21 protein-coding genes are annotated in these 22,546 nt (G+C 67.5%); 14 read left to right on the top strand and 7 right to left on the bottom strand.

The window, feature by feature from the left end:
• Window positions 1-73: 73 nt before the first annotated feature.
• From JOF29_RS29720 to JOF29_RS29700, 5 genes are read right to left on the bottom strand one after another with little or no spacing between them, the layout of a single operon-like run.
• Complete coding sequence (locus JOF29_RS29720) at window positions 74-3,130, bottom strand: PIG-L family deacetylase (RefSeq protein ID WP_209697710.1); 3,057 nt, start codon at window positions 3,128-3,130, stop codon at window positions 74-76.
• A 50-nt stretch (window positions 3,131-3,180) separates the two neighbouring features.
• Window positions 3,181-3,981: a carbohydrate ABC transporter permease gene (locus JOF29_RS29715; protein ID WP_209697709.1), complete on the bottom strand. Its 801-nt coding sequence runs from the start codon at window positions 3,979-3,981 to the stop codon at window positions 3,181-3,183.
• On the bottom strand, window positions 3,978-4,868 hold the full coding sequence (locus tag JOF29_RS29710; protein ID WP_209697708.1) for a carbohydrate ABC transporter permease: 891 nt from the start codon (window positions 4,866-4,868) through the stop codon (window positions 3,978-3,980). Before JOF29_RS29710 ends, JOF29_RS29715 begins: the two co-directional genes overlap by 4 nt.
• Window positions 4,840-6,201 (bottom strand): extracellular solute-binding protein, encoded by a 1,362-nt coding sequence (locus JOF29_RS29705; RefSeq protein WP_209697707.1) that lies wholly within the window; start codon window positions 6,199-6,201, stop codon window positions 4,840-4,842. The genes JOF29_RS29710 and JOF29_RS29705 overlap by 29 nt, the downstream gene beginning before the upstream one ends.
• 23 nt (window positions 6,202-6,224) lie before the next feature.
• On the bottom strand, window positions 6,225-7,343 hold the full coding sequence (locus tag JOF29_RS29700) for a carbohydrate kinase family protein (protein WP_245359594.1): 1,119 nt from the start codon (window positions 7,341-7,343) through the stop codon (window positions 6,225-6,227).
• A 103-nt stretch (window positions 7,344-7,446) separates the two neighbouring features.
• Here JOF29_RS29700 and JOF29_RS29695 point away from each other — a divergent pair, with 103 nt between their 5' ends.
• From JOF29_RS29695 to JOF29_RS29660, 9 genes are all read left to right on the top strand, one after another.
• Window positions 7,447-8,214, top strand: coding sequence for a DeoR/GlpR family DNA-binding transcription regulator (locus JOF29_RS29695; protein ID WP_209697705.1), 768 nt, complete (start codon window positions 7,447-7,449; stop codon window positions 8,212-8,214).
• Window positions 8,211-9,539, top strand: coding sequence for a 6-phospho-beta-glucosidase (locus JOF29_RS29690; RefSeq protein WP_209697704.1), 1,329 nt, complete (start codon window positions 8,211-8,213; stop codon window positions 9,537-9,539). The genes JOF29_RS29695 and JOF29_RS29690 overlap by 4 nt, the downstream gene beginning before the upstream one ends.
• A 530-nt stretch (window positions 9,540-10,069) precedes the next feature.
• The gene (locus JOF29_RS29685; protein WP_209697703.1) at window positions 10,070-10,441 is read left to right on the top strand and encodes a hypothetical protein; all 372 of its coding nucleotides are present in this window, start codon (window positions 10,070-10,072) and stop codon (window positions 10,439-10,441) included.
• Window positions 10,438-11,106 carry a type IV secretory system conjugative DNA transfer family protein gene (locus JOF29_RS29680; RefSeq protein ID WP_209697702.1) on the top strand — a complete coding sequence of 223 codons (669 nt, stop codon included), beginning with the start codon at window positions 10,438-10,440 and terminating at the stop codon, window positions 11,104-11,106. Before JOF29_RS29685 ends, JOF29_RS29680 begins: the two co-directional genes overlap by 4 nt.
• A 258-nt stretch (window positions 11,107-11,364) precedes the next feature.
• A complete protein-coding gene (locus JOF29_RS29675; protein ID WP_209697701.1) occupies window positions 11,365-12,297 on the top strand; it encodes a lactate/malate family dehydrogenase in 933 nt (310 codons plus the stop codon).
• Between the two features lie 338 nt (window positions 12,298-12,635).
• Window positions 12,636-12,962, top strand: coding sequence for an FAD-dependent oxidoreductase (locus tag JOF29_RS44795; protein WP_281067544.1), 327 nt, complete (start codon window positions 12,636-12,638; stop codon window positions 12,960-12,962).
• Between the two features lie 2 nt (window positions 12,963-12,964).
• Complete coding sequence (locus JOF29_RS29670) at window positions 12,965-13,912, top strand: NAD(P)/FAD-dependent oxidoreductase (RefSeq protein WP_307863757.1); 948 nt, start codon at window positions 12,965-12,967, stop codon at window positions 13,910-13,912.
• Between the two features lie 48 nt (window positions 13,913-13,960).
• A complete protein-coding gene (locus JOF29_RS29665) occupies window positions 13,961-14,596 on the top strand; it encodes a trimeric intracellular cation channel family protein (RefSeq protein WP_209697700.1) in 636 nt (211 codons plus the stop codon).
• Window positions 14,597-14,603: 7 nt separating this feature from the next.
• Entirely contained in the window at window positions 14,604-15,854 is a 1,251-nt protein-coding gene (locus tag JOF29_RS29660) for an amidohydrolase (RefSeq protein WP_209697699.1), read from the top strand.
• Between the two features lie 102 nt (window positions 15,855-15,956).
• On the opposite strand, the gene JOF29_RS29655 is transcribed toward JOF29_RS29660, so the two are convergent.
• Window positions 15,957-17,492 carry an MFS transporter gene (locus JOF29_RS29655; protein ID WP_209697698.1) on the bottom strand — a complete coding sequence of 512 codons (1,536 nt, stop codon included), beginning with the start codon at window positions 17,490-17,492 and terminating at the stop codon, window positions 15,957-15,959.
• 499 nt (window positions 17,493-17,991) lie between these two features.
• On the opposite strand from JOF29_RS29655, the gene JOF29_RS29650 reads away from it, so the two are divergent.
• The 3 genes from JOF29_RS29650 to JOF29_RS29640 all read left to right on the top strand — a co-directional run bounded on the left by JOF29_RS29650 (window position 17,992) and on the right by JOF29_RS29640 (window position 19,448).
• Window positions 17,992-18,399 carry a YceI family protein gene (locus JOF29_RS29650; protein ID WP_209697697.1) on the top strand — a complete coding sequence of 136 codons (408 nt, stop codon included), beginning with the start codon at window positions 17,992-17,994 and terminating at the stop codon, window positions 18,397-18,399.
• 56 nt (window positions 18,400-18,455) lie between these two features.
• Window positions 18,456-18,803, top strand: a complete 348-nt coding sequence (locus tag JOF29_RS29645; protein WP_209697696.1) for a nuclear transport factor 2 family protein — start codon at window positions 18,456-18,458, stop codon at window positions 18,801-18,803.
• 177 nt (window positions 18,804-18,980) lie between these two features.
• On the top strand, window positions 18,981-19,448 hold the full coding sequence (locus JOF29_RS29640) for an MFS transporter (RefSeq protein ID WP_209697695.1): 468 nt from the start codon (window positions 18,981-18,983) through the stop codon (window positions 19,446-19,448).
• Window positions 19,449-20,019: 571 nt separating this feature from the next.
• Here JOF29_RS29640 and JOF29_RS29635 read toward each other — a convergent pair.
• On the bottom strand, window positions 20,020-20,217 hold the full coding sequence (locus tag JOF29_RS29635) for a hypothetical protein (protein WP_209697694.1): 198 nt from the start codon (window positions 20,215-20,217) through the stop codon (window positions 20,020-20,022).
• A gap of 180 nt (window positions 20,218-20,397) precedes the next feature.
• Between JOF29_RS29635 and JOF29_RS45610 the strand changes: the two genes are divergently transcribed.
• A complete protein-coding gene (locus JOF29_RS45610; protein WP_209697693.1) occupies window positions 20,398-21,777 on the top strand; it encodes an NsdA family TPR-like regulatory protein in 1,380 nt (459 codons plus the stop codon).
• Between the two features lie 10 nt (window positions 21,778-21,787).
• Window positions 21,788-22,483, top strand: a complete 696-nt coding sequence (locus tag JOF29_RS29625; protein WP_209697692.1) for an SDR family NAD(P)-dependent oxidoreductase — start codon at window positions 21,788-21,790, stop codon at window positions 22,481-22,483.
• Window positions 22,484-22,546: the final 63 nt, after the last annotated feature.

The following is a 22,546-nucleotide window of genomic DNA, read 5'->3' as shown; positions in this document are numbered from 1 at the left end:
CCGTCACCAAGCAGCTCACCGGCGTCCGTAACAAGGGGCCCCGCCCCGCGGGCGGCGGGACGGGGCCAGGGCGTCAGTTCAGTTTGAGGTCAAGGGCCTGGACCTCGTCGTTCGGGGTTTGGTACGAGATCAGCAGCCTGCCGTCACGGAGGAGAGTGCTCCGCTGGGCGGGTGTGATCGGGATGGACAGGTGTTTGGTCTTCGGCGTGATCTGCCCGGTCGTGTGTTTCACGACGTGACCACTCATGTCCGGGGACCAGGGTGGGGTGCCCCCGTCGGTGACGGCGCACGGTGTCAGGCCGTAGTCCGGCGCCGGGTCCGCGGCCGGTGAGCAACTCGTTGTGTACACGGGGATCGCGCCGATCAGGCCGGTCCACAGGTACAGCTGGGCGCTACCCGATCCGGTCGCGGTCAGGTCGACGTCGACGTCGACGGACGAATGACCGACTGTCACCCGCTTCACCTTCAGCGAATTCGAAGCAGGTGCCGGCACCCGACCGGAGATCGGTACGCCGTTGCGCGCGGACTGCGCGATCGTCTGCGGCGACAGCACCCCGTTCAGGTTCGGGTTCGACACGTCCGGCGCGGACGGGATGGTCGGACGACCGGCCGGCGGGGTGTAGCCGGTCAGCGTCGCCTGACCCCAGCGGTACGGGTCGGACTGCACGCTGCCCAGTGCCGACCAGCCGAGCCGGGTGCTCATGTCGATGTGCCGGAGCGTCGTCGTACCGGCGGCCGAGGTGTCGTCGTTGTCGTACGGCGTCACGTTCAGCCCGAGGTGCGACGGGTCGACGGCGGCGGGCAGATCCGCCATCGGGATCTTCACCTCGAGGTCGTACCCGCCGCCGGCGTACGCGTGCGGCACCGTCGTCTCGTTGCTGCCGACCCACTTCGCCGTCGAGGCGACCTGCACGCCGGGGGCGTTCGGCGCGTTGTGGACCGTCGAAGCCAGCGGCCCGGTCGAGTATCCCTGGTGGTTGTCGGCGTCCCGCTCCCAGCACGGTCCGTTCACCCCGTTGCCGTTGCGGTTCGTGGGGTCGTTCGTGAACGGGAAGATCCCGAGCTTGAACGTGTTCGCGGTGTCCTTCAGGTCCTGGGACGCAGTACCGCGCGGGTCGATCAGGATCTCCACCGAGTCCGCCTGCCAGTGCCCGACGCACTCCTCCGGCGTCACGGCGTACGACTGGTAGTCGTCGCGGATGTGCACGAAGAAGTACAGCGCGTCGTTGGACCAGGTGACCTTGGCGGTGTTGCCGTCGCCGGTCGACGAGGCACCACAGTCGTCCACACCGGTGCACCCGGACGCACCCTGCCAGATCCGGCCGAGGTCGAGCGTCGGACCCGTGTACTCACCAGGCGAAGCAACACCGTCCACGGTCGGCGTCGTGGTCGCCTGCGCGATCGCAGTCGTCGGGACGAGCGACAGTGTCAGTACTTCGTTCCCGCTGCCGGCCGGCGCGCTGTACGTCGTTGTGATCGGGATGTTCACGTTCTGCGTCGCGGGCAGCGTGGTGTCGGTGTTGGTCACCTTGAACGTCACCGTCGTCTCGGCACCCGCAGCCAGGTTGCTGTACGGCTTCGAGGTCGCGTCGGCGGTGAAGTTCGCCGGCAGGTCGAGGCTGACCGCACCGCTCTGCGGCTGGTTCGACCAGTTGTGCACGACGACCGGTACGTCGATCGTCTTGCCGATCCCCATCGACTGAATCGCGGCCGAGCGGCCGAGCCGGGTCGCCTGCGGCGCCACGTTCGCCAGCCAGTCGTCGTACTCCTTCCAGTTGCCCCACCGCTGGAACCGGCCCTCGGTCGGGGACACGATCCGGACCACGTTGTCGGTGTAGCCGGTCTTCGCGCCCGTGCTGTACACCGCGGACACCTTGGCGTTCTGGTTCACCGGCGCGTTGGCGCTCGGTGTGATGGTGAAGGTCACCGTGGTTTCGCGCGTCGCGGTAACCAGGCCCACCCGTTGCGGCGGGCTGACCTGCCAGCCGTCGGGCACGGTCAGCGCGACCTTGCCTGGCTGCAGCGGCCGCGCACCGGAGCGAAGGTGCACCGTGGCCTGGAACGGAGTGCCCGCGACGTTCAGGAAACGGTCGAATGTGAGGTACTCCAGCGTGCCGAGCGGCAGCCCGCCCGGGTCGGGCTTGGTCGCCCCGAAGAGGATCGCCTCGTCCCGGCCGGCCACGGCGTTGGAGTTCGGCTGGAACGGTACGAACGACTCGGTCATCCCGAACCGCGAACATGCCGGTGCCGAAGTGCCCTTGTACATCACGCGACTCTGCGTCGGGTACGCCGAGCGCCCTTCGTCAGCGACCTGCTGCCAATTCTTCGGCGTACCGGCTGGCTGCCCTTGCAGGTTCCCGGCCGGCCACTTGTACGGCGAGTCGTACCCGGTCCACACACCTGCAACAGTGTCCAGCCCGGTCGGGGTGAACCCGGTGGTGCAGTTGGCGGCAGTCGTCGTACCACCGGTGCCTGCCGTGCTGCCGCCGGAGAAGACCTTCTTCACTTGCCACGTGCTGAGCGCGTGAGGACCCTTCAGCTGCTCGGGGAACATGTTGGGATCGGCCGCCGCGATGACGCCTTCCCAGATCAGCCGGCCGGCTTGCTGATGGTTGCCGTGCCCGGCCGCGAGCGTCGGCGTGAACCCGACGTACACGTCCGGCTGCGTCTGGCGGATCACCCGGGTGACGCGGCGCAGGGTCTCCTCGTCGTTCCAGAAGTACTGCGTCAGCGGCGCGCTCTGGTTGTAGAAGAAGTCGACCCGGTCCAGGTTGAAGATGTCGACCGTGCCGGAGCGGTAGTGCGCGACGCGGTCCTCGTTCTCCCGGCGGAGCCCGAGGTCCGGGCCGAGCTCGGTGCCGGCCGCGTTGCCGCCGCCCTCACCACGGGTCACCATGATGATGCCGCATTTCACGCCGTACCGCTGATGCCATACTCCACACGGCCCGATGATGCTGGTGTCGTCGTCGGGGTGGGCCCACTCCCCCATGACGTTGATCTTGGTCGCGCTGTCGGCGACGTACGACGCTGGTGTACCGGAACCGGCTTGGGCCGGACCGGTCGCGAGGATTCCCAGCGGGATCAGGACAGCGGCTGCCAGCAGGGCAACCCTCGTGCGGTAACGCTTCATTGCTGTCTCCCTTGGAGATGCGGGCGGGGATCCCCCGAGTGGGCGGTGCCTTACTCCCTGACTGCGCCGTCGAGCATGCCCGCGATGAAGTGGCGTTGCAGGAAGAGGTAAAGGATCACGACCGGGGTCGCGACAATGACGGCACCGGCGGCGAGCAGGGTGAATCCCTGGCTGTACTGGCCTTGGAAGAAGGCCAGGCCCAGCGGTGCGGTGCGGAGGTTCTCGTCGGTGACCATGACCAGCGGGATGAGGAACTCGTTCCAGGTCCACATGAAGACCAGCACGGTCATCGTGACGATCGCCGGCCGGGCCAGCGGGACCAGGATCTGCCAGAGCATCCGGCGTGTGGAGGCTCCGTCCAGCCGGGCCGCCTCGACCAGGTCGCGACCGCCGGCCCGGAAGTAGGTCCGCATCCAGAAGGTGCCGAAGGCAACGGACTGCGCGACCTGCGGCAGCGCGACCGCCCAGAACGTGTTGGTGAGACCCAGCGTGCGCAGGTCGAAGTACAGCGGCACGACGATCGCCTCGCTGGGCATCATGATGCCCAGCAGGAACAGGTAGAACAGGACGCCGGATCCGCGGAACCGCATCGTGCCGAACGCGAACCCGGCCAGGATCGACAGCAGCACGCTGAGCAGTACGACGGACACCGACACCGCGAGGCTCATCCGCAGGTAGGTGCCGAAGTGGCCGATCTTCCAGGCCTCGGCGAAGTTCCCGAAGCCGGAGCTCTCACCGGCGTCAGCACGCCCGAGGGCAGCCTGGAGCACCGTCAGGATCGGGGCCAGCGCGAACGCGGCGAAGGCCAGCAGTACGACGTAGTTCGCCACCTTCTCCGAGCGCGAGATCATCGGTCACCGATCCGGTTGATCAACAGCGAGACGAGCAGGATCAGGACCGTCAGCGTGACCCCGATCGCCGCGGCCGAGCCGACCCGGCCGAGCTCGAACGCCCGGTGGTACACCTCGTACGACGGCACCGACGTCTGGTTGCCCGGGCCACCGCTGGTCGTGACGTACACCAGGTCGAACGTGCGCAGCGCCGCGATCACGGTCAGCGTCAGCGCGACCGCGATCTCACCGCGTACCGACGGCAACGTGACCGCGAAGAACTCCCGCACCGGTCCGGCACCGTCCAGCCGGGCCGCCTCATACAGGCTGCCGCTGATCCGGCTCATTCCGGCCAGCAGCAGCACGGTCACGAGGCCGGTCTCGAACCACGTCCCGATGAACCCGACGGCCGGCAGCGCGAGCGCGTAGTCGCCGAGCCAGCCCCGTGCGAGCGAGCCGAGCCCAAGCGCGCGGAGCAGGTCGTTGATGCTGCCGTCCGGCGCGTACATCCGCCGCCAGGCGACCGCGACGACGACCATCGCGACCACCTGCGGCAGGAACACGACCGTACGGAAGAACGTCAGTCCGCGGACCTTCGCCCGGTTCAGCACCGACGCCAGGACCAACCCGACGCAGACCGGGATCGCCGCGAAGAACAGCATCAGGACCAGCGCGTGCCCGAACGCGGCCCGCAGGCCCACGTCGCTGATGATCTCCTGATAGTTGGCGAATCCCGCCCACTTGCCGAGCGTCAGCCCGTCCCAGTCGTAGAAGGACAGCTGGACCGAGCGGAGCAACGGGTAGAGCAGGAAGGCTGCGTAGACGGCGAACCCCGGCAGGATGTAGAGGTACGCGATCCGTCGCGGCTCGCCGGGAGGGCTACCCGTTGGCTTCGGCGAACGCACCATAGTCCTTCTCGAGACGGTCGGCGAACTTGTCCGGCGTCGCCTTGCCGGCGAGCAGATCCTGCAGGGCCGCGCCGATCGTATCCGGCATCGTCGGCGTCGCGTAGTCCAGGTACGGGACCAGGCCGTCGGCCTCGACGACCTTGCCGAACGCGGTGAACACGTCCTTCTGCAGACCGCCGCTGACCTCCTGCTGGGAGGTGTCGGCCACCGGCAGGTTGCCGGTCTTGGCGAGCGTCTTCATCGCGTCCGCGCTGGTGATGAAGTTCAGGTACGCCGCGGCCGCCTCCGGGTGCTTGCTCTTCGCGGTGATCGCGAACGGCAGGCCCGTACCTCCGGTGGCGATCGGCTTGGCGTCGGCCGACGTACCGGGAGGCAGCATGAAGCCGGCGTCGTCACCCATCGCCTTGCCGAGATCGGCCTCCAGCCAGGTGCCGCCGATCAGGTACGTTCCCTTGCCCTTGGCAAACGACTGCCAGGCCGGGTCGTAGTCCTGGCCGTTGAAGCCCTCGTTGAAGTAGCCCTTGCTCACCCAGTCCGTCAGCGTCTGCGCGGCCTTCAGGTTCTCGTCGGCCTTCCACGACCCGCCCTTGCGGCCGAACCCGAGCTGCTTGATCGCGTCCGGCGCCGTCGTACGGCCCTGGACCGTGCCGAACACGTGGATCGCCGGCCACTTCTGCAGGTTGCCGAGGACCAGCGGCGCGTCACCCTTCGACTTCAGTGTCGCCAGCGAGGACTGGAACTCGTCCCAGGTCTTCGGTGGCTGCAGACCCGCGGCGGCAAGCTTCTTCTTGCTGTAGAAGATCCCGACCACTTCGCCGACCTGCGGCAGCCCGTACAGGTTGCCCTGGCCGAACGTCTTGCCGTCCGCGGTGTACTGCGAGTACTGCCGGACCGACTCCGGGTACCTCTTGTCCCAGCCGTACGCCTTCAGGTACGGGTCGAGCGGGACCAGCTGGTTCGCCTTGACGAACTCGCCCATGTCCGAGCGGCCGTTGTTCGCCTGAACCACGTCGGGCGGCTGGTTGCCACTGAGCGCCAGCCGCAGTGTCGTCTTCAGGTCGTCGAACGACCGGGACACCCGCTTGAGCTTGATGTTCGGGTACTTCGCCTGGAACGCGTCGTTCAGCTCCTTCATCTGCGCCGCCTGCCCGCCGCGGACTTCCTGGTCCCAGATCAGCAGCGAGACGTCGCCCAGCTTCGCCGGGTCGGTCTGCACCGACGACGGGTTCGCCTGGGACGGCGGGGCCGAGGTGTTCGACCCCGGCGTACAGGCGGCGACCAGACCGAGCAGGCCGGTCGCCGCGACGATCCCGAGCCGGGAAATGCGTGACATGAGTACTCCTTCCGACCTGGTGGTCAGTTGTTGGTGACGTCGGCGTTGCGGGCGATGGTCGCCACGGCCCGGCGTACGGCGCCGACCGGCACGCTCGGGATGATGTCGTCGAGGAACTCGTACCTGCGGCGGACCGAACGGGTGAAGCTGCTCTGGTCGTCGTTGCTGCGCAAGTCGTGCCACCAGTCGGCGATGTCGCCCCAGCCGGGAGCGGCGAGCGAACCGCCGAACTGCTGAACCGCGAGAGCGGAGCACAGGCTGGCGAACGCGAGCCGGTCGCCGAGCGCCCAGCCGGCGAGCGTTCCGAGGACCAGGCCGGCGCCGAACACGTCACCGGCGCCGGTCGGGTCGAGGGCCGGGACGCGGAGCGCGGGGACCCGGACTTCCTCACCGGTGCGTGCATCGATGCCCATGGCACCTTCCGCACCGTTGGTGACGACCACAAGCGGCACCCGGTCGGCCAGTGCGTAGAGCGCGTCCTGCGGCGATTCGGTCCGGGTGTAAGCCATCGCCTCGCCGGCGTTCGGCAGGAAGGCGTTGCAGTGCTCGAGCTGGTCGAGGACCCGCGGCGACCAGGTCCCGGTGGCGTCCCAGCCGACGTCGGCGAAGACCTGCGCGCCGTCGCCGCGGGCGAGGTCGACCCAGGTTGCCCGCTCCGGATCGCCGAGCGGCTCGATGTCGCTCAGGTCGACGATCACCGCGCGGGTCCTCGGCGGCTGCCCGATCATGTCCGTGGCCGGCACCGGGGACGGATGCCCGTGCGTGACCATGCTGCGATCGCCGTCGTACGCGACCGACATCGTCACCGGCGAATGCCAGTTGTCGAAACGGCGTGACCGGCTGAGATCGACGTGCTCCTGCTCCGACAGCGTGCGCCAGCAGAAGTCCGCATAGTCGTCGTCGCCGAACGCGGCCGCGAGTGACGTACGCAGGCCGAGCCGGCTCGCCGCGATCGCCAGGTTCGCGATGCCACCGGGCGACGAGCCCATCCCCTCCGCCCACACCTCGGTTCCGCCCGTGGGGCGGTCGGGCAGGCCGGTGAAGATGATGTCCAGGAAGACCGCACCCCACAGGAAGACGTCGAAGTCGGGTGTCCCAGGACCGCGCAGAGCAGCGAGCGGGTCGTAGGTCGGATCAGGCATGACGGTCATCTTGCTCCTGACAAACTCACCTGGCAAGCATTTATGAGCAAGAATCTGCAGGATCTGCATACTTTTGATTGGTTTTGCCTGCTATCGTCGTGCCGTGCGACACCAGCGGCAACTCGAGATCGTGCAGCGGTTGCGGACCGACGGCGCCACCTCGGTCGACGAACTGGCCCGCCTGCTCGGGGTCAGCTCGGCGACGATCCGGCGCGATCTGCAGCACCTCGACGAGGCCGGCCAGATCACCCGCGTGCACGGCGGCGCGATGATCCCGGCGGGTGACAGCGAGGACGCCGACCGGGAGCGGCCGTTCGCCTCGGTGGCCGCCGACGCGACCCCGGAGAAGCGCCGGATCGCCCGGCGTGCGGCGACTCTGATCCACGACGGCGACGTCGTACTGCTCGATGTCGGAACGACGACCCAGCTACTCGCCGACGAGCTGCGCGGCCGTCAGGTGACCGTGATGACGACGAGTCTCGCGGTCCTCGACGTACTACGCGACGACCCGGTGGTGGAGCTGATCCTCCTCGGCGGCTGGGTCCGCCGGGCGTACCACTCGCTGGTCGGCGTACTGACCGAGGACGCGTTGCGCCAGATCCACGCGGATGTGGCGTTCCTCGGTGCGAGCGGCGTACGGCGGGACGGTTTCGTGCTCGACACGACCACGGTCGAGGTGCCGGTGAAGCGCGCGATGATCGCCGCCGCCGACAAGACCGTGCTGCTTGCTGATGGCAACAAGTTCCCGGGCAGCGGCAAGCTCAAGGTGTGCGGCGTCGCCGACCTCGACGTACTCGTGACCAACTCCGGGGCCGACCCGGACACTCTCCAGATCTGCAGCGACAATGGCGTGGAGGTACTGACCACATGAAGTTGGCGATCCTCGGTGGCGGGGGCTTCCGGGTTCCGCTCGTGTACGGCGCGGTGCTGCGCAACCGGAGCGTCGATCAGGTGTGCCTGTACGACGTCGATCCGGTGCGGCTGGAGGCGATCGGCCAGGTGCTGCGGCAACTGGCCGCCGAGCAACCGGATGCACCTGAGGTCGAGGTGACCACCGAGCTCGACGTCGCCCTGGACGGCGCGGACTTCATCTTCTCCGCGATCCGGGTCGGCGGACTCGAAGGCCGGACCGCGGACGAGCGGGTGGCCCTCGATCTCGGTCTCCTCGGCCAGGAGACGACCGGACCCGGCGGCCTCGCCTACGGCCTGCGGACGGTACCGACGGCGATCCACGTCGCCGAGCGGGTCGCCGCGATCTGCCCGCAGGCCTGGGTCATCAACTTCACCAACCCCGCCGGGATGATCACCGAAGCGATGCAGCAGGTGCTCGGCCGGCGCGTGATCGGGATCTGCGACTCCCCGATCGGCCTCGGCCGCCGCGCCGCCCGCGCCCTCGGCCACGACCCGGACCGGGCCTCGCTCGGGTACGTCGGCCTGAACCACCTCGGCTGGCTGAACGAGCTCGGGTACGACGGCCGCGACGTACTCCCGGATCTCCTCTCGAACGACCAACTGCTGGGCACGATCGAGGAGGGGCGGCTGTTCGGCGCGGAGTGGATCCAGACGCTGGGCTGTATCCCGAACGAGTACCTGTATTACTACTACTTCACCCGGGACGCCGTCGCCTCGATCCGCGGCGGCGCGGAGACCCGTGGCGAGTTCCTGCTCGACCAGCAGCGCGCCTTCTACGACGCCGTCGCCGCCGACCCGGGCTCGGCGCTGAACCGCTGGCGCCAGGTCCGCGAGGAGCGCGATTCGACGTACATGAAGGAGACTCGTGGTGCGGCCGAAGCGCGCGACGAAGCCGACGTCGCCGGTGGCGGGTACGAAGGAGTCGCGGTCGCGATCATGGCCGCCATCGCGCGGAACGAGCGCAGCACGATGATCCTCAACGTCCGCAACGGATCCACGCTTCCCGGCCTGCCCGCCGACGCAGTGGTCGAGGTCCCGTGCACGGTCGATGCCGACGGCCCTCATCCACTCGCCACCGCACCACTCGCCGGCCATCAACTCGGCCTCATCCAGCAGGTGAAGGCCGTGGAACAACTCACGATCAAGGCCGCCCGCGAACACTCCCCCACACTGGCGCTCGAAGCTCTCGCGCTCCATCCCCTCGTCGACTCGGTCACCACCGCCCGCACCCTGCTCACCAACTACCGCACCCGCCACCCAGACCTCGCCCAACTACTGCGCTAAGACTCGGCGGGGTCGCACGTCTTCCGGAATGCCGGTTTCCCCGGACGAGGAAACGATGGGGTAAACCATGGCCCGGAGGTCTCAGGATCATGACCTCCCGGGCATATCCCCAGGTGAGAGCCGGTGGGGGGACTCGAACCCCCAACCCCCGCTTTACCGTGCCAACCTTTGCGCCGGTTCGCGTCAGCAGCCGAGAGTTGCCGCTGACCTGCTCACTCTTCGATGGAGAGCACCCGCGGTTGATCGAAATGGCTCAAACCTTCGCGTTCATTCCGGTGAGTAAAACGGTGAGCTCTCGGCTCAGGGAGGAGCTCCGACGGTGGGTACCAGATCGCACGTCCTCGACGCCACCCGCGGGCTGCGTGAGGACGGCGACCACGGCAAGGATGGCGTGTGGGTGTTCCACCCCCAGCGCGTCGCGGCCGAGGAACCCAGCTGGTGGTGGAATCCGCTCAGCTACGTCGTCGACGACGACACCGCGCGCGACCTGGCCCAGCACTTCGCCTACGCCTCCCGGGCCGCTGACGCCCGTGCTGACGCGTTCTTCGACGCTGCTCGCCTGCCTGCTGCTCGCCTGCCTGCTGCTCGCCGCCGCCCGCGGCGGCCGGCCGATCAGCCAGGTCTACACGTGGCTGAACAACGTCAACTCCACCGAACCCGAGGAGCTGCTGCGCAAGACGCACGACCAGACGCTCGCCGATGCCCTTGAATCGATCCGCGCCGCTCCCGAGCGGCAACGCGGCGGCGTGTTCGACACCGCTCGGCAGATGGCCAGCTGCCTCTCGTCGAGCCGTATCGCGGCCTGGGTCAACCCCGGCACGGTCCCGCGGCCCGAGTTCAACCCGCACCAGTTCGTCCGCCGCGCCGGTACCCTCTACAGCCTTCCCGCGAAGGCGCCGTGAACGCCGGGCCCCTGGTCACCGCACTCACCGCGGCCATTGTCAAAGCCGCCGAGGACTACGCCGTCACCCGCCCCGGCGGCCGACTCCCCGTGCCGATGCTCGGCGTCCTCGACGAGGCCGCGAACGTCTGCCGCTGGAAAGACCTCCCCGACCTCTACAGCCACTACGGATCCCGCGGCATCGTGCTCGACACGATCCTGCAATCCTGGGCCCAAGGCGTGGCCTGCTGGGGCGACCGCGGCATGGAAAAACTGTGGTCGGCCGCGAACCGGCGCCTCTACGGCGGCGGCGTCGACGACGTCGCGTTCCTCGAACGCCTCGCCAAGATCATCGGCGACCACGAACGGCTCCGCGGCTCCACGTCGACCAACAAAGACGGCACCTCGGTCAGCAGGTCCCTGCAACGCGAACAGATCCTCGACGTCTCCGATCTCGCCGCGCTACCCGCCGGCCGCGCGATCGTGTTCTCGTCCGGGTCCCGCGCGACCCTGATCCGGACCATCCCCTGGATGGAACGCCCCTACGCCGACCAGATCCGCGCCTCCATCGCACAGTTCGACCCCGGCGCCCGCCGTACCGTCGCACCGAACACCGCCCAGAACGCTGCACCGCACACGACGCCGAGCAGCACCTCGTACGTTCCGCCGACAGGAGAACCCTCGTGACCCTGACCGACACCGAATGGGACGGCAGCGATGACAGCGAGGACGACGGCGAGGGTGACGACCCGGCTGAGCGGCTCGAGGCCGAAGCCGTGGCCGGTCAAATTAACGTAAACCCCGCCAAGGCTGGACCAACGGGCCGGCCAGCTCGCCAGAGTGGCAGCCAGCGGAGAGAGGGTGGCAGGTGGACCGGGGTCTGGAGATGATCCATGATCGAAAGACCAAGATTGCCGGTCGGCGGGGGTGAACCGAGGAGGCCGAATGAAAGTTGGCGTGATCGGTGTCGGAGCCGTCGGAGCGGCCGCGACAATGGCACTCCTCGCTCGCGGATGCGCGCGGGAGATCGTGCTGGTCGATCAGAATCGTGCCCGCGCCAAGGGGGTGGCGCTCGACATCGACTACGGGCTGCCGCTGTTGCCTCCGGCCGATGTCAGCGCCGGCGAAGCAACCGACCTCACCGGCGCCGACCTGCTGATCATCACCGCCGGCGTGAACGAGGCCGCGGGCGGCGCCACCGACCGGAACGACCCCACCGGACGACTACGCTTGCTCGACCACAACGCCGCCATCTACCGCGACCTCGTCCCCGAACTGATGACTACCGCGCCCGAGGCGACGATCATGGTGGTCACAGATCCCCCGGACCCGCTGGCGGCACTCACTCGAACTCTTGCCGGTCACGGCCGCGTGTTCTCCACCGGCACCGTCCTGGACACCCTCCGCTTCCGACGCCACCTCAGCCAACTGCTGCAGGTACGCGCGGAGGACGTTCAGGCCCTCGTCGTCGGCGAGCACGGCACCAGCGAAGTACTGCTCTGGTCATCCGCCAACGTCGGCGGTGTACCCGTGCTCGACATCTTGTCCCGCCGCAGTGAGCCCATCGATCGGGCACGCGCACAAGTCGAGTCCGAGATCCGGTTCGCGAACATCAGCATCATCGAGGGCATCGGCGCCAGTCAGTACGGCATCGGCGCCGTGGTGGCGCGCCTGGCGGAGGCGGTCGTCCGGAACGAACAAGCCTTGTTCACCGTCGCCGCCCACGACCCAGCCCGCGGGGTGACGCTCTCCCTGTTGTCAGCGCTCGGCTCGCACGGCGTGACGCAGACGTATCTGCCTGCCATGACAGAGGACGAGCAACAAGCTCTCGAGCACAGCGCCGAGATCCTCAGGCAGGCCACAGCCAAGATCACCTGAGCGCTATCGCCTCTGGGTCCTGGCTGATCTCATGGCGAGCGTGGCTCACCTCGGTTCGGCCCATCGATCAGCCGCTCGGACGCGTCGGGTGGGGATCGCCACCGCGTACTGCTTGTCCTCCAGGCAGGCCCCGCTTTCGCGGACCGGCTTGCTGTCTGCCAACTGCTTGCGAGCAACCGTGACGGCCGTCCTCCGCCTGCGGTCGTAGGTGCCATCCGTCATTCTCGCGCGTCGTGTGCGGCGTAGGAAGGAGCCAAGATCTCGTCGCTTGTGTCTTGACCGGGCACAGAGATGGGCACAGGCCACTGGACCCCACGTCATCGAGCCCGGGAGGGACGATGAATCAAGTCGGACCGCATCGGCACCGGGTCGTGGTGATCGGATCGGGCTTCGGCGGACTTTTCGGCACGAAGGCGCTCAAGCATGCGCCGGTCGACATCACCCTGATCGCCAAGACCACGCACCACCTGTTCCAGCCCTTGCTCTACCAGGTGGCGACCGGCATCCTCTCCGAGGGCGAGATCGCGCCACCGACCCGGGAGATCCTGCGGCGCCAGAAGAACGCTCGGGTGATCCTCGGCGAGGTCACCGACATCGATGTCGAGAACAAGACCGTCAGTTCCCACGTACTCGATCGAGTCACCGTCACGCCGTACGACTCCTGATCGTGGCCGCGGGCTCGGGCCGGGCGTATTTCGGCAACGACCAGTTCGCCAGGTTCGCGCCCGGGATGAAGAGCATCGTCGACGCGCTGGAGCTGCGCGGCCGGATCTTCGGGGCGTTCGAGCTCGCCGAACTGGCGGACAACACCGACGACGTCGACCGCCTGCTCACCTTCGTGGTCGTCGGGGCCGGCCCAACCGGAGTCGAAATGGCCGGCGAGATCGCCGAACTCGCCCGCCGTACCCTGCACCAGGACTTCCGCCGCATCAACACCCGCCAAGCCCGGGTCATCCTCCTCGACGCCGCGCCACAAGTGCTGCCGCCGTTCGGGCAGAAGCTGGGCGCCAAGGCGCAGGAGGCCCTCGAGGACCTCGGCGTCGAGGTTCAGCTCGGAGCTCTGGTTGTCGACGTCGACGATCGCGGCCTCGTGGTCCAGGACAAGGACGGAAGCCGCCGCCGCATCAACGCGGTGACCAAGGTGTGGGCGGCCGGCGTGCAGGCCAGCCCGCTCGGCAGGATCCTCGCCGAGCAGACCGGCGCGGGCATCGACCGAGCCGGACGGGTCGAGGTCAACTCCGACCTCACCCTGCCTGGACACCCCGACGTGTTCGTCGTCGGCGACATGATCAAGCTGAACAATCTCCCGGGTCTCGCACAGGTCGCCATTCAAAGCGCCCGGTACGCGGTAAGGCAGATCGAGCACCGGACCAAGGACGAGGCTCCCGAAGGACCGTTCCAGTACTACGACAAGGGCAGTATGGCGACCATCTCCCGCTTCCGTGCGGTCGCCTTGATCGGCAAGCTGCACATCACCGGCTTCCTCGCCTGGCTGACGTGGCTGGTTGTCCACCTGGTCTACATCACCGGATTCAAGAGCCGGGTCACCGCCCTGCTGCACTGGGCGGTCACGTTCATCGGCAGCGGCCGATCCGAGCGCTCACGCCGGATTTGAGCGCCGACCGGGCTGGTTCGCCTCGTGCGGGTCCGGTAAACAGGGTTGGTGAGCACCGCGTCGTCGACCTTTCTGGTTCTGGACCTGACTGGCACATTCGCGTTCGCCCTGAACGGCGCCTTGACGGCACTCCGGGTCGCCCGAGTCGACATCGTCGGTGTGGTCACGCTCGGCATGTGCACCGCACTCGGCGGTGGAATCATCCGCGACATCCTTCTCAACGCGCTACCGCCGGCCACCTTCAGCGACTGGCGGTACCTGACGGTCGCCGCCGGCGGCGGCCTCGTGGCGTTCGTCTTCGGCGGCCACCTCAACCGGCTCGCCAAACCGATCCTGATCCTCGACGCCGCCGGACTGAGCCTGTTCGCGGTCAGCGGCGCGCTCAAGGGGCTCCAACACGGGGTCGGCTTCAGCCAGGCGGTCATCCTCGGCACGATCACCGCCGTCGGCGGTGGAACCTTGCGTGACGTCCTCATCCGCGAAATCCCGTCGGTGCTCACCAGCGGCCTCTACGCGATCCCCGCACTGCTGGGTGCTGTAGTGGTGGTGGCCGCAGACCGACTGGGCGCCGCGGATCTGCCCATCTCGATCGCCGCGGCGGCCGTCTGTTTCATCGTCCGCATGCTCGGCATTCGCTACGACCTCGACGCACCGGCACCGCCGGGGAGCAAGCGCGGCGCATGATGGAGAGATGGACAGCCAACCAGTGACCGCAATCCTCGACAGTCTCAGCACGGTCCAGGCCTGGCAGGAAGACTTCTACCGCGACCTGCACGCCCACCCCGAGCTGTCGCATCAAGAGCGGCGGACAGCGGCCAACGTGGCCGCGCGCTTGCGGGAGACGGGCTGCGAGGTGCACGAGAGCATCGGAGGCACCGGCGTCGTCGGCATCCTGCGCAACGGCGAAGGCCCCATCGTGCTGCTACGCGCCGACATGGACGCACTTCCCGTGCGCGAGAAGACCGGTCTGCCCTACGCGAGCACCGAGACCTCGGACGACGGCACCCCCGTCATGCACGCCTGCGGCCATGACATCCACGTCACCTGCCTACTCGGTGCGGTCACTTTGATGGCCCGAGCCCCCGACCGGTGGTCAGGCACCCTCGTCGCGCTGTTCCAACCCGCCGAGGAGACCGCCGACGGGGCCCAAGCGATGGTCGACGACGGCCTGGTCAAGCTCATCGGCAACGTCGACGTAGCGATGGCCCAGCATGTGCTGCCGTTCACCGCCGGCGCCGTCATGACCCGCTCGGGTCCGACGCTGTCCGCCGCCGACAGCATGAAGATCACCTTGCACGGTCGCGGCGCCCACGGCTCCATGCCCCAAGCCGCCGTCGACCCGGTCGTCCTCGCCGCGATGATCGTCGTCCGGCTGCAGACCGTCGTCGCCCGCGAGGTCGCTCCAGGTGACACCGCGGTCCTGACCGTGGGCAGCATCCAGGCCGGTACGAAGAGCAACGTCATCCCGGACCATGCGGTCCTCCAGCTCAACGTCCGCACGTACGACGAGAACACCCGGACGACCGTGCTCGGCGCGATCGAGCGGATCGTCCGCGCCGAGTGCAAGGCATCCGGTTCGCCGCGGGATCCCGAGTTCGAACTGTTCGACCGCTACCCGCTCACCGACAACGACGCCGGCATCACAGACCGCGTCACCGCCGCGTTCGCGGACTTCTTCGGCGACCGCGCCGGCCACCTCCCGCAGCAGAGCGCGAGCGAGGACTTCAGCGACATCCCAGCCGCACTCGGTACGCCGTACACCTATTGGGGAATCGGCGGCATCGACCCCGACACCTACCGGGCCGCCGAACGGGCCGGCCGGGTCGCACAGGACATCCCCGTGAACCACTCCGCGAACTTCGCCCCAGTCCTCCAGCCCACCCTCGACACCGGCACGCAAGCCCTCGTCGTAGCCGCCGTGGCATGGCTGAACCTGCCCTGACCCCCGCTCTCAGGTCACATCTTGACTGAGCGGCCACGGCGCAGCATGGCCTTGTGTCTGGAGCGTCTTCGGCGACAGACGACCGAGGAGAATTGAGGATTCTCAGCTACCGAAGTTCGGGACGGCTGGAACTTCAGGCTTGGCCTCGCGCTCGGGCTGGGGCTGCGTGGCGGGAACCGTAACCATGATCGAGATGAGAGCGCCGACACACATGAAGACGTTGAACAGGAGTGCCAGTCCCCCACCGAAGCGTAGGGCCACATTGGCCTGGTTTCCCCAGAAGATGTGCGGCACCAGGTCAGAGGGGAGGTGTGAGGCTGCGGCGTAGATTGTTGCTGAGAGGGCTACACCGAACGCCGACCCCAACGACGAGGCCATCTTGTACAGCCCGGCAGCTGCGCCGACCTCGTCGGCTGGCACGTTGGACATGGCCGCGTCCGTCGAGGGCGTTGCGTACATCCCAAGGCCAATGCCGAAGAGCGTGAAGCCGATGAACGCAAGTACGGCGTATTGGCGGATGAGCACGAAGGTCATCGACGTGAGGAGGACGCCGGCGGCGGTCGTTGCCGAGCCCCACAACATCGGGCGTTTGGGTCCGAAGCGTTGCAGCAGCCGTTCGCCCACTCTGATCGTGGCGAGGATGGCCCCGAGGTAACCGAGGGTCAACAGCCCAGACTGCAGCGACGTCCATCCGGCCGCCTGCTGCACCAAGCCGAGGGCGACGACGAGTGTGCCAGCCGCGCCGTTGAGCAGGAAGTTCGACAGGGTTGCACCGCTGAAGGTGGCATTGCGGAAGATACCCAGGTCGATGAAGGCGCTGGTGCGGTGGGTCTCGAGGTGGAAAAACACCAAGATCGCGGTGACGAACACTACGAGCAGGCTGAGCGAGGCATAGGAGAACCAGCCGAGCTTGGGTCCTTGGCTGATGAAGACGTTGATCGCGAGCATGGCGACGACGAAGGTGATCAGGCCGCCCCAGTCGAACTGCCCGGTTGGGCCGGCGGTTGCCCGTGACTCGGGGGTGGAGCGGACCAGATACAGCGCGATCAGCGACAGCACGATGGAGATGTAGAAGATAGACCGCCATCCCAGCGGCGACACGGCCATCAGCCCGCCGAACAATGAGCAGAAGCCAGATCCGCCCCAGGACCCGATCGACCAGAACGAGAGCGCGCGCTGCCGATCTTTACCTTCGTAGAAGGTCTTGATCAACGCTATCGTGGACGGCATCACGCAGGCCGCCGAGAGACCCTGGACGATCCGTCCGCTCATCATCAAGGAGCTGGTCAAAGCACCGTGCTTGGCCGGCGTCAGGGCGATGAGCAGAGACCCGACGACAGAGAGCCAGATTCCGACCTTCATCACCCGCACGCGGCCGACCCTGTCTGCCAAGCCGCCGAACACGACGATGAACAACCCCGACATTAGCGCAGTGATGGAGACCGCGAGGTTGGCGACTGTAGGCGCAAGCCCGAGGGAGTTCTGAACGCCCGGAATGACGTTGAGCAGAGTCTGCGCGAACAGCCAGAAGTTGATGACGGCGAGGACAATCCCGAGCAACCACCCGTCGGTCGGTCGCCAAGTCGCAGGCGCCGCAGGACCGCCGGGAAGATTCTGACCGGGCGCCGCGGCAGTCATAGGATCTGTCCCGAACAGCCATCGGGAGTACTTGGCCCGACCGCACTCCGCGGCCGGGGGCCGCGTGAGAGCGCCGGCACTCGAGCCAGACCGCTGGATCCCAGGCAGTGCCAGCATCGTCGAACCTGTGCAAGCAGGAACAGAAAAGATGCCTCAGGCAACATAGCCATGCGAATCAGTCTACGCGTGAGGATCCGGTCAGGGGAGGACGGTTGCCGGATCGACGATCGACGCGACGATGCACATGCTTGTTCGGCGAATGCCTACCCGCCGGAATGCATGTATTTCTAAGGATTGCCACAGCATTGACGTCGAGAGCGTGCACTTCAACGCTGCAATCAGCAGGCTCAACACCGTGTCTCGAAAACCCCACCTGGCTATTGTCTTGCCCGGCATGGACGGGTGTAGCGTCATTGACGGAGACCGGCGCGGCAGCCCGCTGGTGGGGCGATGCCGGGGGTACTCACTGGGCATCGGATCGCATCCTCAGGAAGCGCACATGAACACGACTTTCGAGTCCGACCACAGCCGCATCGTCAATCACGCCTCGATCAACACGCTGAACTCGGTTCGCGACGACGTCCGTTCAGAGCACTACCTGGACACCAAGCGCTACCCGACCATGACCTACCGCAGTACTGGCATGAGAGAGCTGCCCGCGGGCCTGTGGTCGCTCACCGGAGACCTGGGCATCCATGGTGTTACCCATCCTGTTGAGCTCACGGTACGGTTCGGCGGCGCAGTCACTGATGCCTACGGCAACATTCGTGTCGCGTTCCACGCCCACGGCTCGATCACGCGCAGCGACTTCGGACTCACCTACGAACTGCTCAAAGAGGCCGGCGAGTTACTGGTTGGCAACGACATCACCATCGACATCGACGCAGAAGCGATCCGGCCGCTGTAAGCCTCCCAGCTGCCCGGCTGGGAAGCATCCAACTCTAGTCCAGGAGGAAGACCCCCATGGCAGACGACCAAGTCAAAGCCAACCTCAAGGGCATGGACGATCTCGACTTCACCGGCTGGAACAACGCCGACTGGCAAGGCGTGTTCGCCCACCACCACACCGACGACGTCCTAGTCGACTGGAAAGGGCAGGCCCCAACGCACGGCATCGCCGAGCACATCGATGCGATGAAGGCCTACGTCGAGTCGGCTGGTGGAACACCACCACAGATCACCGCCCACCCGATCGCCTTCGGTTCAGGCGACTGGACCTGCGTCATCGGGGAGTTCGAAGGCGGCGGGCGCATGGTTACCGTGGCCAAGTGGGTCAACGGCGCAATCGCAGAGGAATACATCTGGTCCTAGCCGGTGAGTTAGCCGGACCGGTCCTCCAATTGTGGCCAGATGACCGGCAGATCGCCGACGGCGATCGTGCAGGAGCGGCCCTCCTGCGCAGCGTGAATCCCAAACTCACGCCGGCAGACGCTGAAGGATCGAGCTTGCCCAAGTGCATGGCGGCTCGATGTAGTGAAGGTGACGCGGATGAGTACGGCGGTACACCTCGGTACGATCCGGACCAAGATTCCGGCGCGACTAGACCGGTTGCCGTGGTCGCGGTTCCACTGGCACGTTGTCGCTGGTCTGGGCACGGTCTGGATCCTCGACGGCCTCGAGGTGACCATTGTCGGATCGATCGGGGCACGGCTGATCGAATCTGGAAGCGGGATCGACATCAACGCGGCCGGAATCGGGCTGGCGGCGGCGATCTACGTCGGTGGTGCTTGTGTGGGTGCGCTCTTCTTCGGTCAACTCACCGACCGGTTCGGCCGGAAGAAGCTGATGATGATCACGCTGAGCGTGTACATCATTGCCACGGTCGCTACCGGATTCGCCTTCGCCCCGTGGTATTTCGTCATGTGCCGCTTCGTCACCGGGGCCGGCATCGGCGGCGAGTACGCCGCGATCAACTCCGCCATCGACGAGTTGATCCCCTTCCGTGGATCGGCCTGAGGATCGGTCTGATTGATGGTGGTACGTCGGAGCGGTCGCCGGACCTGCGCGTGCGACCGCCGCGAGCACACCGGGCAGGTCGTCGTACTCGCGACAGTCGCTGGTGTCGGTGGTGTCAGATCGGCGCTGGGCTGCTGCAGGGGTGGGGATCGGGATCGGGGCCCTCGTGCCGTTCCCGCTCGGCCCGCCCGGAGCGGGAACGGCAGGGCTCTCCGTGGGATCGGATCCCGATCCTGGAGGTGGTGTGGCGAGCGGGCTCGGGATGCGCAGATCGACCTCGCCCACTCGCCTGCTTCCGAGCAGCACCCTCCCGGCGTACGGGGGCGCCGTGCCTGAGGTGCCGCAGGTAGTCCAGGGGCAATCGCCCCGCCGGCGCGGTCACGGTCGTCCCGCTGGTGCCAGCTCGGCCGGGCCGTTGGTGATCCGCAGCCCGGAAACCGGCTGTGCCACGCGGCGGCAGTTCGGTCAGCGAGCTCCACGTCGGCTGTGAGTTCGCTGATGCAGTGTTCGCCGTACCACAGGCGTACGACTCGGCGGTCCCGGGTGCCTACGCGGTGTGTGGCGTTCGCCATCAGCCGCGAACCTGCCCCGGGTCGAGATCGCCGGCGCCGTACCCGACCGGGTCTCCGGCCAGGTCACGGGTGCCGCGCAGCCAGTCGCCGAACGCCCAGCGCTGACCGGCGGGGCATCGCTCGATCAGCCTTGCCCGTTCCGTCTCGGTCAGTACCGCACCGGGTGCCGACTGCCGAGTCCCCGTCGTTGTGCTCATGGAACCCAACGTCACGCAGTGATGTCGCGGTGACTAGGCGTTCCCTGTAGTCCCATTGTGGTCTCTTCCGGAATCCGTAATCTCCTTGTGGTCTTCTGTGGCCGGAACCGGGTTTTACCTGGCAGGCTTGTTAGGTTCACGCGACGATGCAAGTACGTTCAGTGACGAACAGGAGGCATCGTGAGCGATCAGGTTGGGCGCGAGCCGATCCATCAGCACGCGCTGGCGTGGATCCGTGCTGCACGGGTCTGGACTCATCAGGATGTCGCCGACACCATCGCGGCGCACTCCCGAAAGCTGCGGCTCGGCTCGCCTGCCGCACAGCGGCAGAAGGTCAGGCGCTGGGAGCACATGGGCGTTGTCCCCGACATGCGAAGCCAGCAAGCGCTGGCCGCGGCTCTCGATGTCTCCTTGGAACAGGTCCGGTTGCTGTCCTGGCCGAGGTGGCTACCCACCGGCCAGAACATCCGGACGGACTACGCCTGGACCGACGACGGCACGCGCGCCGTCCTGACCGACACCTTGGAGTACGCAGTGCAGGATCGCAGAGGCTTTCTGACGCTTACCGGAGCTCTCCTCACCACCGTGGCCGGCGGCTGGGCCGGTTCCGTACCGGCCGTCGCGAAGATCGACCGCGCCACGGCCGACGGTGGCCGGATCGATGAGGAGGTCCTGGCCTGGATCGACGCGAAGGTCCCCACTCTGCGGCGCATGGACGACCGCCTCGGCGGCGAGGTCCTGCGCAATGTCATCGACGCCGACCTGCGGGTGGTCAACGATCTGCTGTCGCGAGCGTCCCTGATCGATTCCCAGCGACTGCGGCTGCAAGGTGCGGCCGCCGAGCTCGCCCAGCTGGCCGGCTGGGTCTCGTTCGACTCCGGCCTGCAGTCCGCCGGTCAGCGCTACTACCAGGCCGGCCTGCACGCCGCGCAGTCCGCCGACGACAGCCTGCTCGGCGCCAACGTGCTGGCGTGCATGAGCTTCCAGTCCGCCCTGACCGGCCACCCCCACGACGGCATCGAACTTGCGCAAGCTGCCCAGGCCAGCGTCAAGGCGTCGGCCGGCGTGTCGCGGGTCAAGGCGATGATCGCGACCCGTGAAGCCCGGGCCCACGCCAAGGCCGGAAACCACCGGGAGTGTGGTGAGGCCCTGCAGCGGGCCGAGCGGTTCCTGGAGTCCGCGACCGACAGCGGCACCGAGCCGGAGTGGGTGTACTACTTCGACGAAGCCGAGCTCGTCGCGCAGGTCGGTGCCTGCTGGCTCGATCTGCGGCAGCCACAGGACGCCTTGCGGCTGCTCGATCGTGCCCTGGACACGATCGACCCGAGCTACGTCCGGGACCGGACGATCTATCACGTCCGCCAGGCTTCGGCGCACCTGCAGCTCGGTGAGCTGGAGTACAGCTGCGACCTGCTGCACAAGGCGATCGGGCTTGCGCTGCAATCCCGATCGGCCCGATCGGTCGCGACGATCCAGAGCCTGCGGGAACGGATGGACAAGCACGCCGCCGAACCGGCGGTACGCGCCCTGGACGAACACCTGCTGGCTCTCACCGCCTAGCCTGAGGGGCGTGCCGGATCAACAACGTGTCGCTCTCGTCACCGGAGCGAATCGCGGCCTCGGCCGCGAAATCGCCCGCCAGCTCGCTGCCCGGCGCATCCACGTCGTACTGACGGCGCGGAATCACGCCGCAGCCGAGGAAGCGGCAGCGGAGATCCGAGGCGACGGCCTGGCGGTCTCCAGCACCCGCCTGGACGTGACCGATCCCGGCTCGATCACTGCGGCCATCGCCGAACTACGGCGGCTGGACATCCTGGTCAACAACGCCGGCGTCACCGACGGCGATCACCGAGCCGCCACCATCCCCGCCTCTGAAGTGCGCCGCGTGCTCGAGGTCAACCTGCTCGGCGCCTGGCGATGCGCCAGCGCTGCCATCCCCTTGATGCGCGACCAGCGATACGGCCGGATCGTCAACGTCAGCAGCCGTCTGGCCTCCCTCAGCACGATGACCAGCGGGACCGAGCCGGCCTACCGCGTGTCGAAGGCCGCGCTCAACGCGTTGACCCGCGTTCTGGCCGCCGACGTCGCCGGCGCCGGTGTACTGGTCAACAGCTGCTCCCCCGGCTGGGTCCGCACCGAGCTCGGCGGACCGAACGCGCCGACCACCGTAGAAGAAGGCGCCGCAACACCTGTCTGGCTGGCGACACTGCCCGACGGCGGGCCCACAGGCCAGTTCTTCGCCGGGCACACACCCGCCCCCTGGTAGCGAGGCAGGCCACACGCCCAGACCCTGCCCAGCAAGGTCGATCCGCTACGAGCGCAGTCGTGC

Source organism: Kribbella aluminosa (assembly GCF_017876295.1).
Classification (GTDB): domain Bacteria; phylum Actinomycetota; class Actinomycetes; order Propionibacteriales; family Kribbellaceae; genus Kribbella; species Kribbella aluminosa.
Note: the sequence above shows the minus strand (reverse complement) of the source record. Positions and strands in the feature narration are given on the sequence as shown.

Bases quoted from the DNA above. Each gene is read 5' to 3' on its own strand.
- JOF29_RS29715 (WP_209697709.1), bottom strand. From the start codon at position 3,981: ATGATCTCGCGCTCGGAGAAGGTGGCGAACTACGTCGTACTGCTGGCC.
- JOF29_RS29690 (WP_209697704.1), top strand. From the start codon at position 8,211: ATGAAGTTGGCGATCCTCGGTGGCGGGGGCTTCCGGGTTCCGCTCGTG.
- JOF29_RS29650 (WP_209697697.1), top strand. From the start codon at position 17,992: ATGAACACGACTTTCGAGTCCGACCACAGCCGCATCGTCAATCACGCC.
- JOF29_RS29710 (WP_209697708.1), bottom strand. From the start codon at position 4,868: ATGGTGCGTTCGCCGAAGCCAACGGGTAGCCCTCCCGGCGAGCCGCGA.
- JOF29_RS29720 (WP_209697710.1), bottom strand. From the start codon at position 3,130: ATGAAGCGTTACCGCACGAGGGTTGCCCTGCTGGCAGCCGCTGTCCTG.
- JOF29_RS29660 (WP_209697699.1), top strand. From the start codon at position 14,604: ATGGACAGCCAACCAGTGACCGCAATCCTCGACAGTCTCAGCACGGTC.
- JOF29_RS29645 (WP_209697696.1), top strand. From the start codon at position 18,456: ATGGCAGACGACCAAGTCAAAGCCAACCTCAAGGGCATGGACGATCTC.
- JOF29_RS29705 (WP_209697707.1), bottom strand. From the start codon at position 6,201: ATGTCACGCATTTCCCGGCTCGGGATCGTCGCGGCGACCGGCCTGCTC.
- JOF29_RS29675 (WP_209697701.1), top strand. From the start codon at position 11,365: ATGAAAGTTGGCGTGATCGGTGTCGGAGCCGTCGGAGCGGCCGCGACA.
- JOF29_RS44795 (WP_281067544.1), top strand. From the start codon at position 12,636: ATGAATCAAGTCGGACCGCATCGGCACCGGGTCGTGGTGATCGGATCG.
- JOF29_RS29635 (WP_209697694.1), bottom strand. From the start codon at position 20,217: ATGAGCACAACGACGGGGACTCGGCAGTCGGCACCCGGTGCGGTACTG.
- JOF29_RS29655 (WP_209697698.1), bottom strand. From the start codon at position 17,492: ATGACTGCCGCGGCGCCCGGTCAGAATCTTCCCGGCGGTCCTGCGGCG.
- JOF29_RS29700 (WP_245359594.1), bottom strand. From the start codon at position 7,343: ATGCCTGATCCGACCTACGACCCGCTCGCTGCTCTGCGCGGTCCTGGG.
- JOF29_RS29640 (WP_209697695.1), top strand. From the start codon at position 18,981: ATGAGTACGGCGGTACACCTCGGTACGATCCGGACCAAGATTCCGGCG.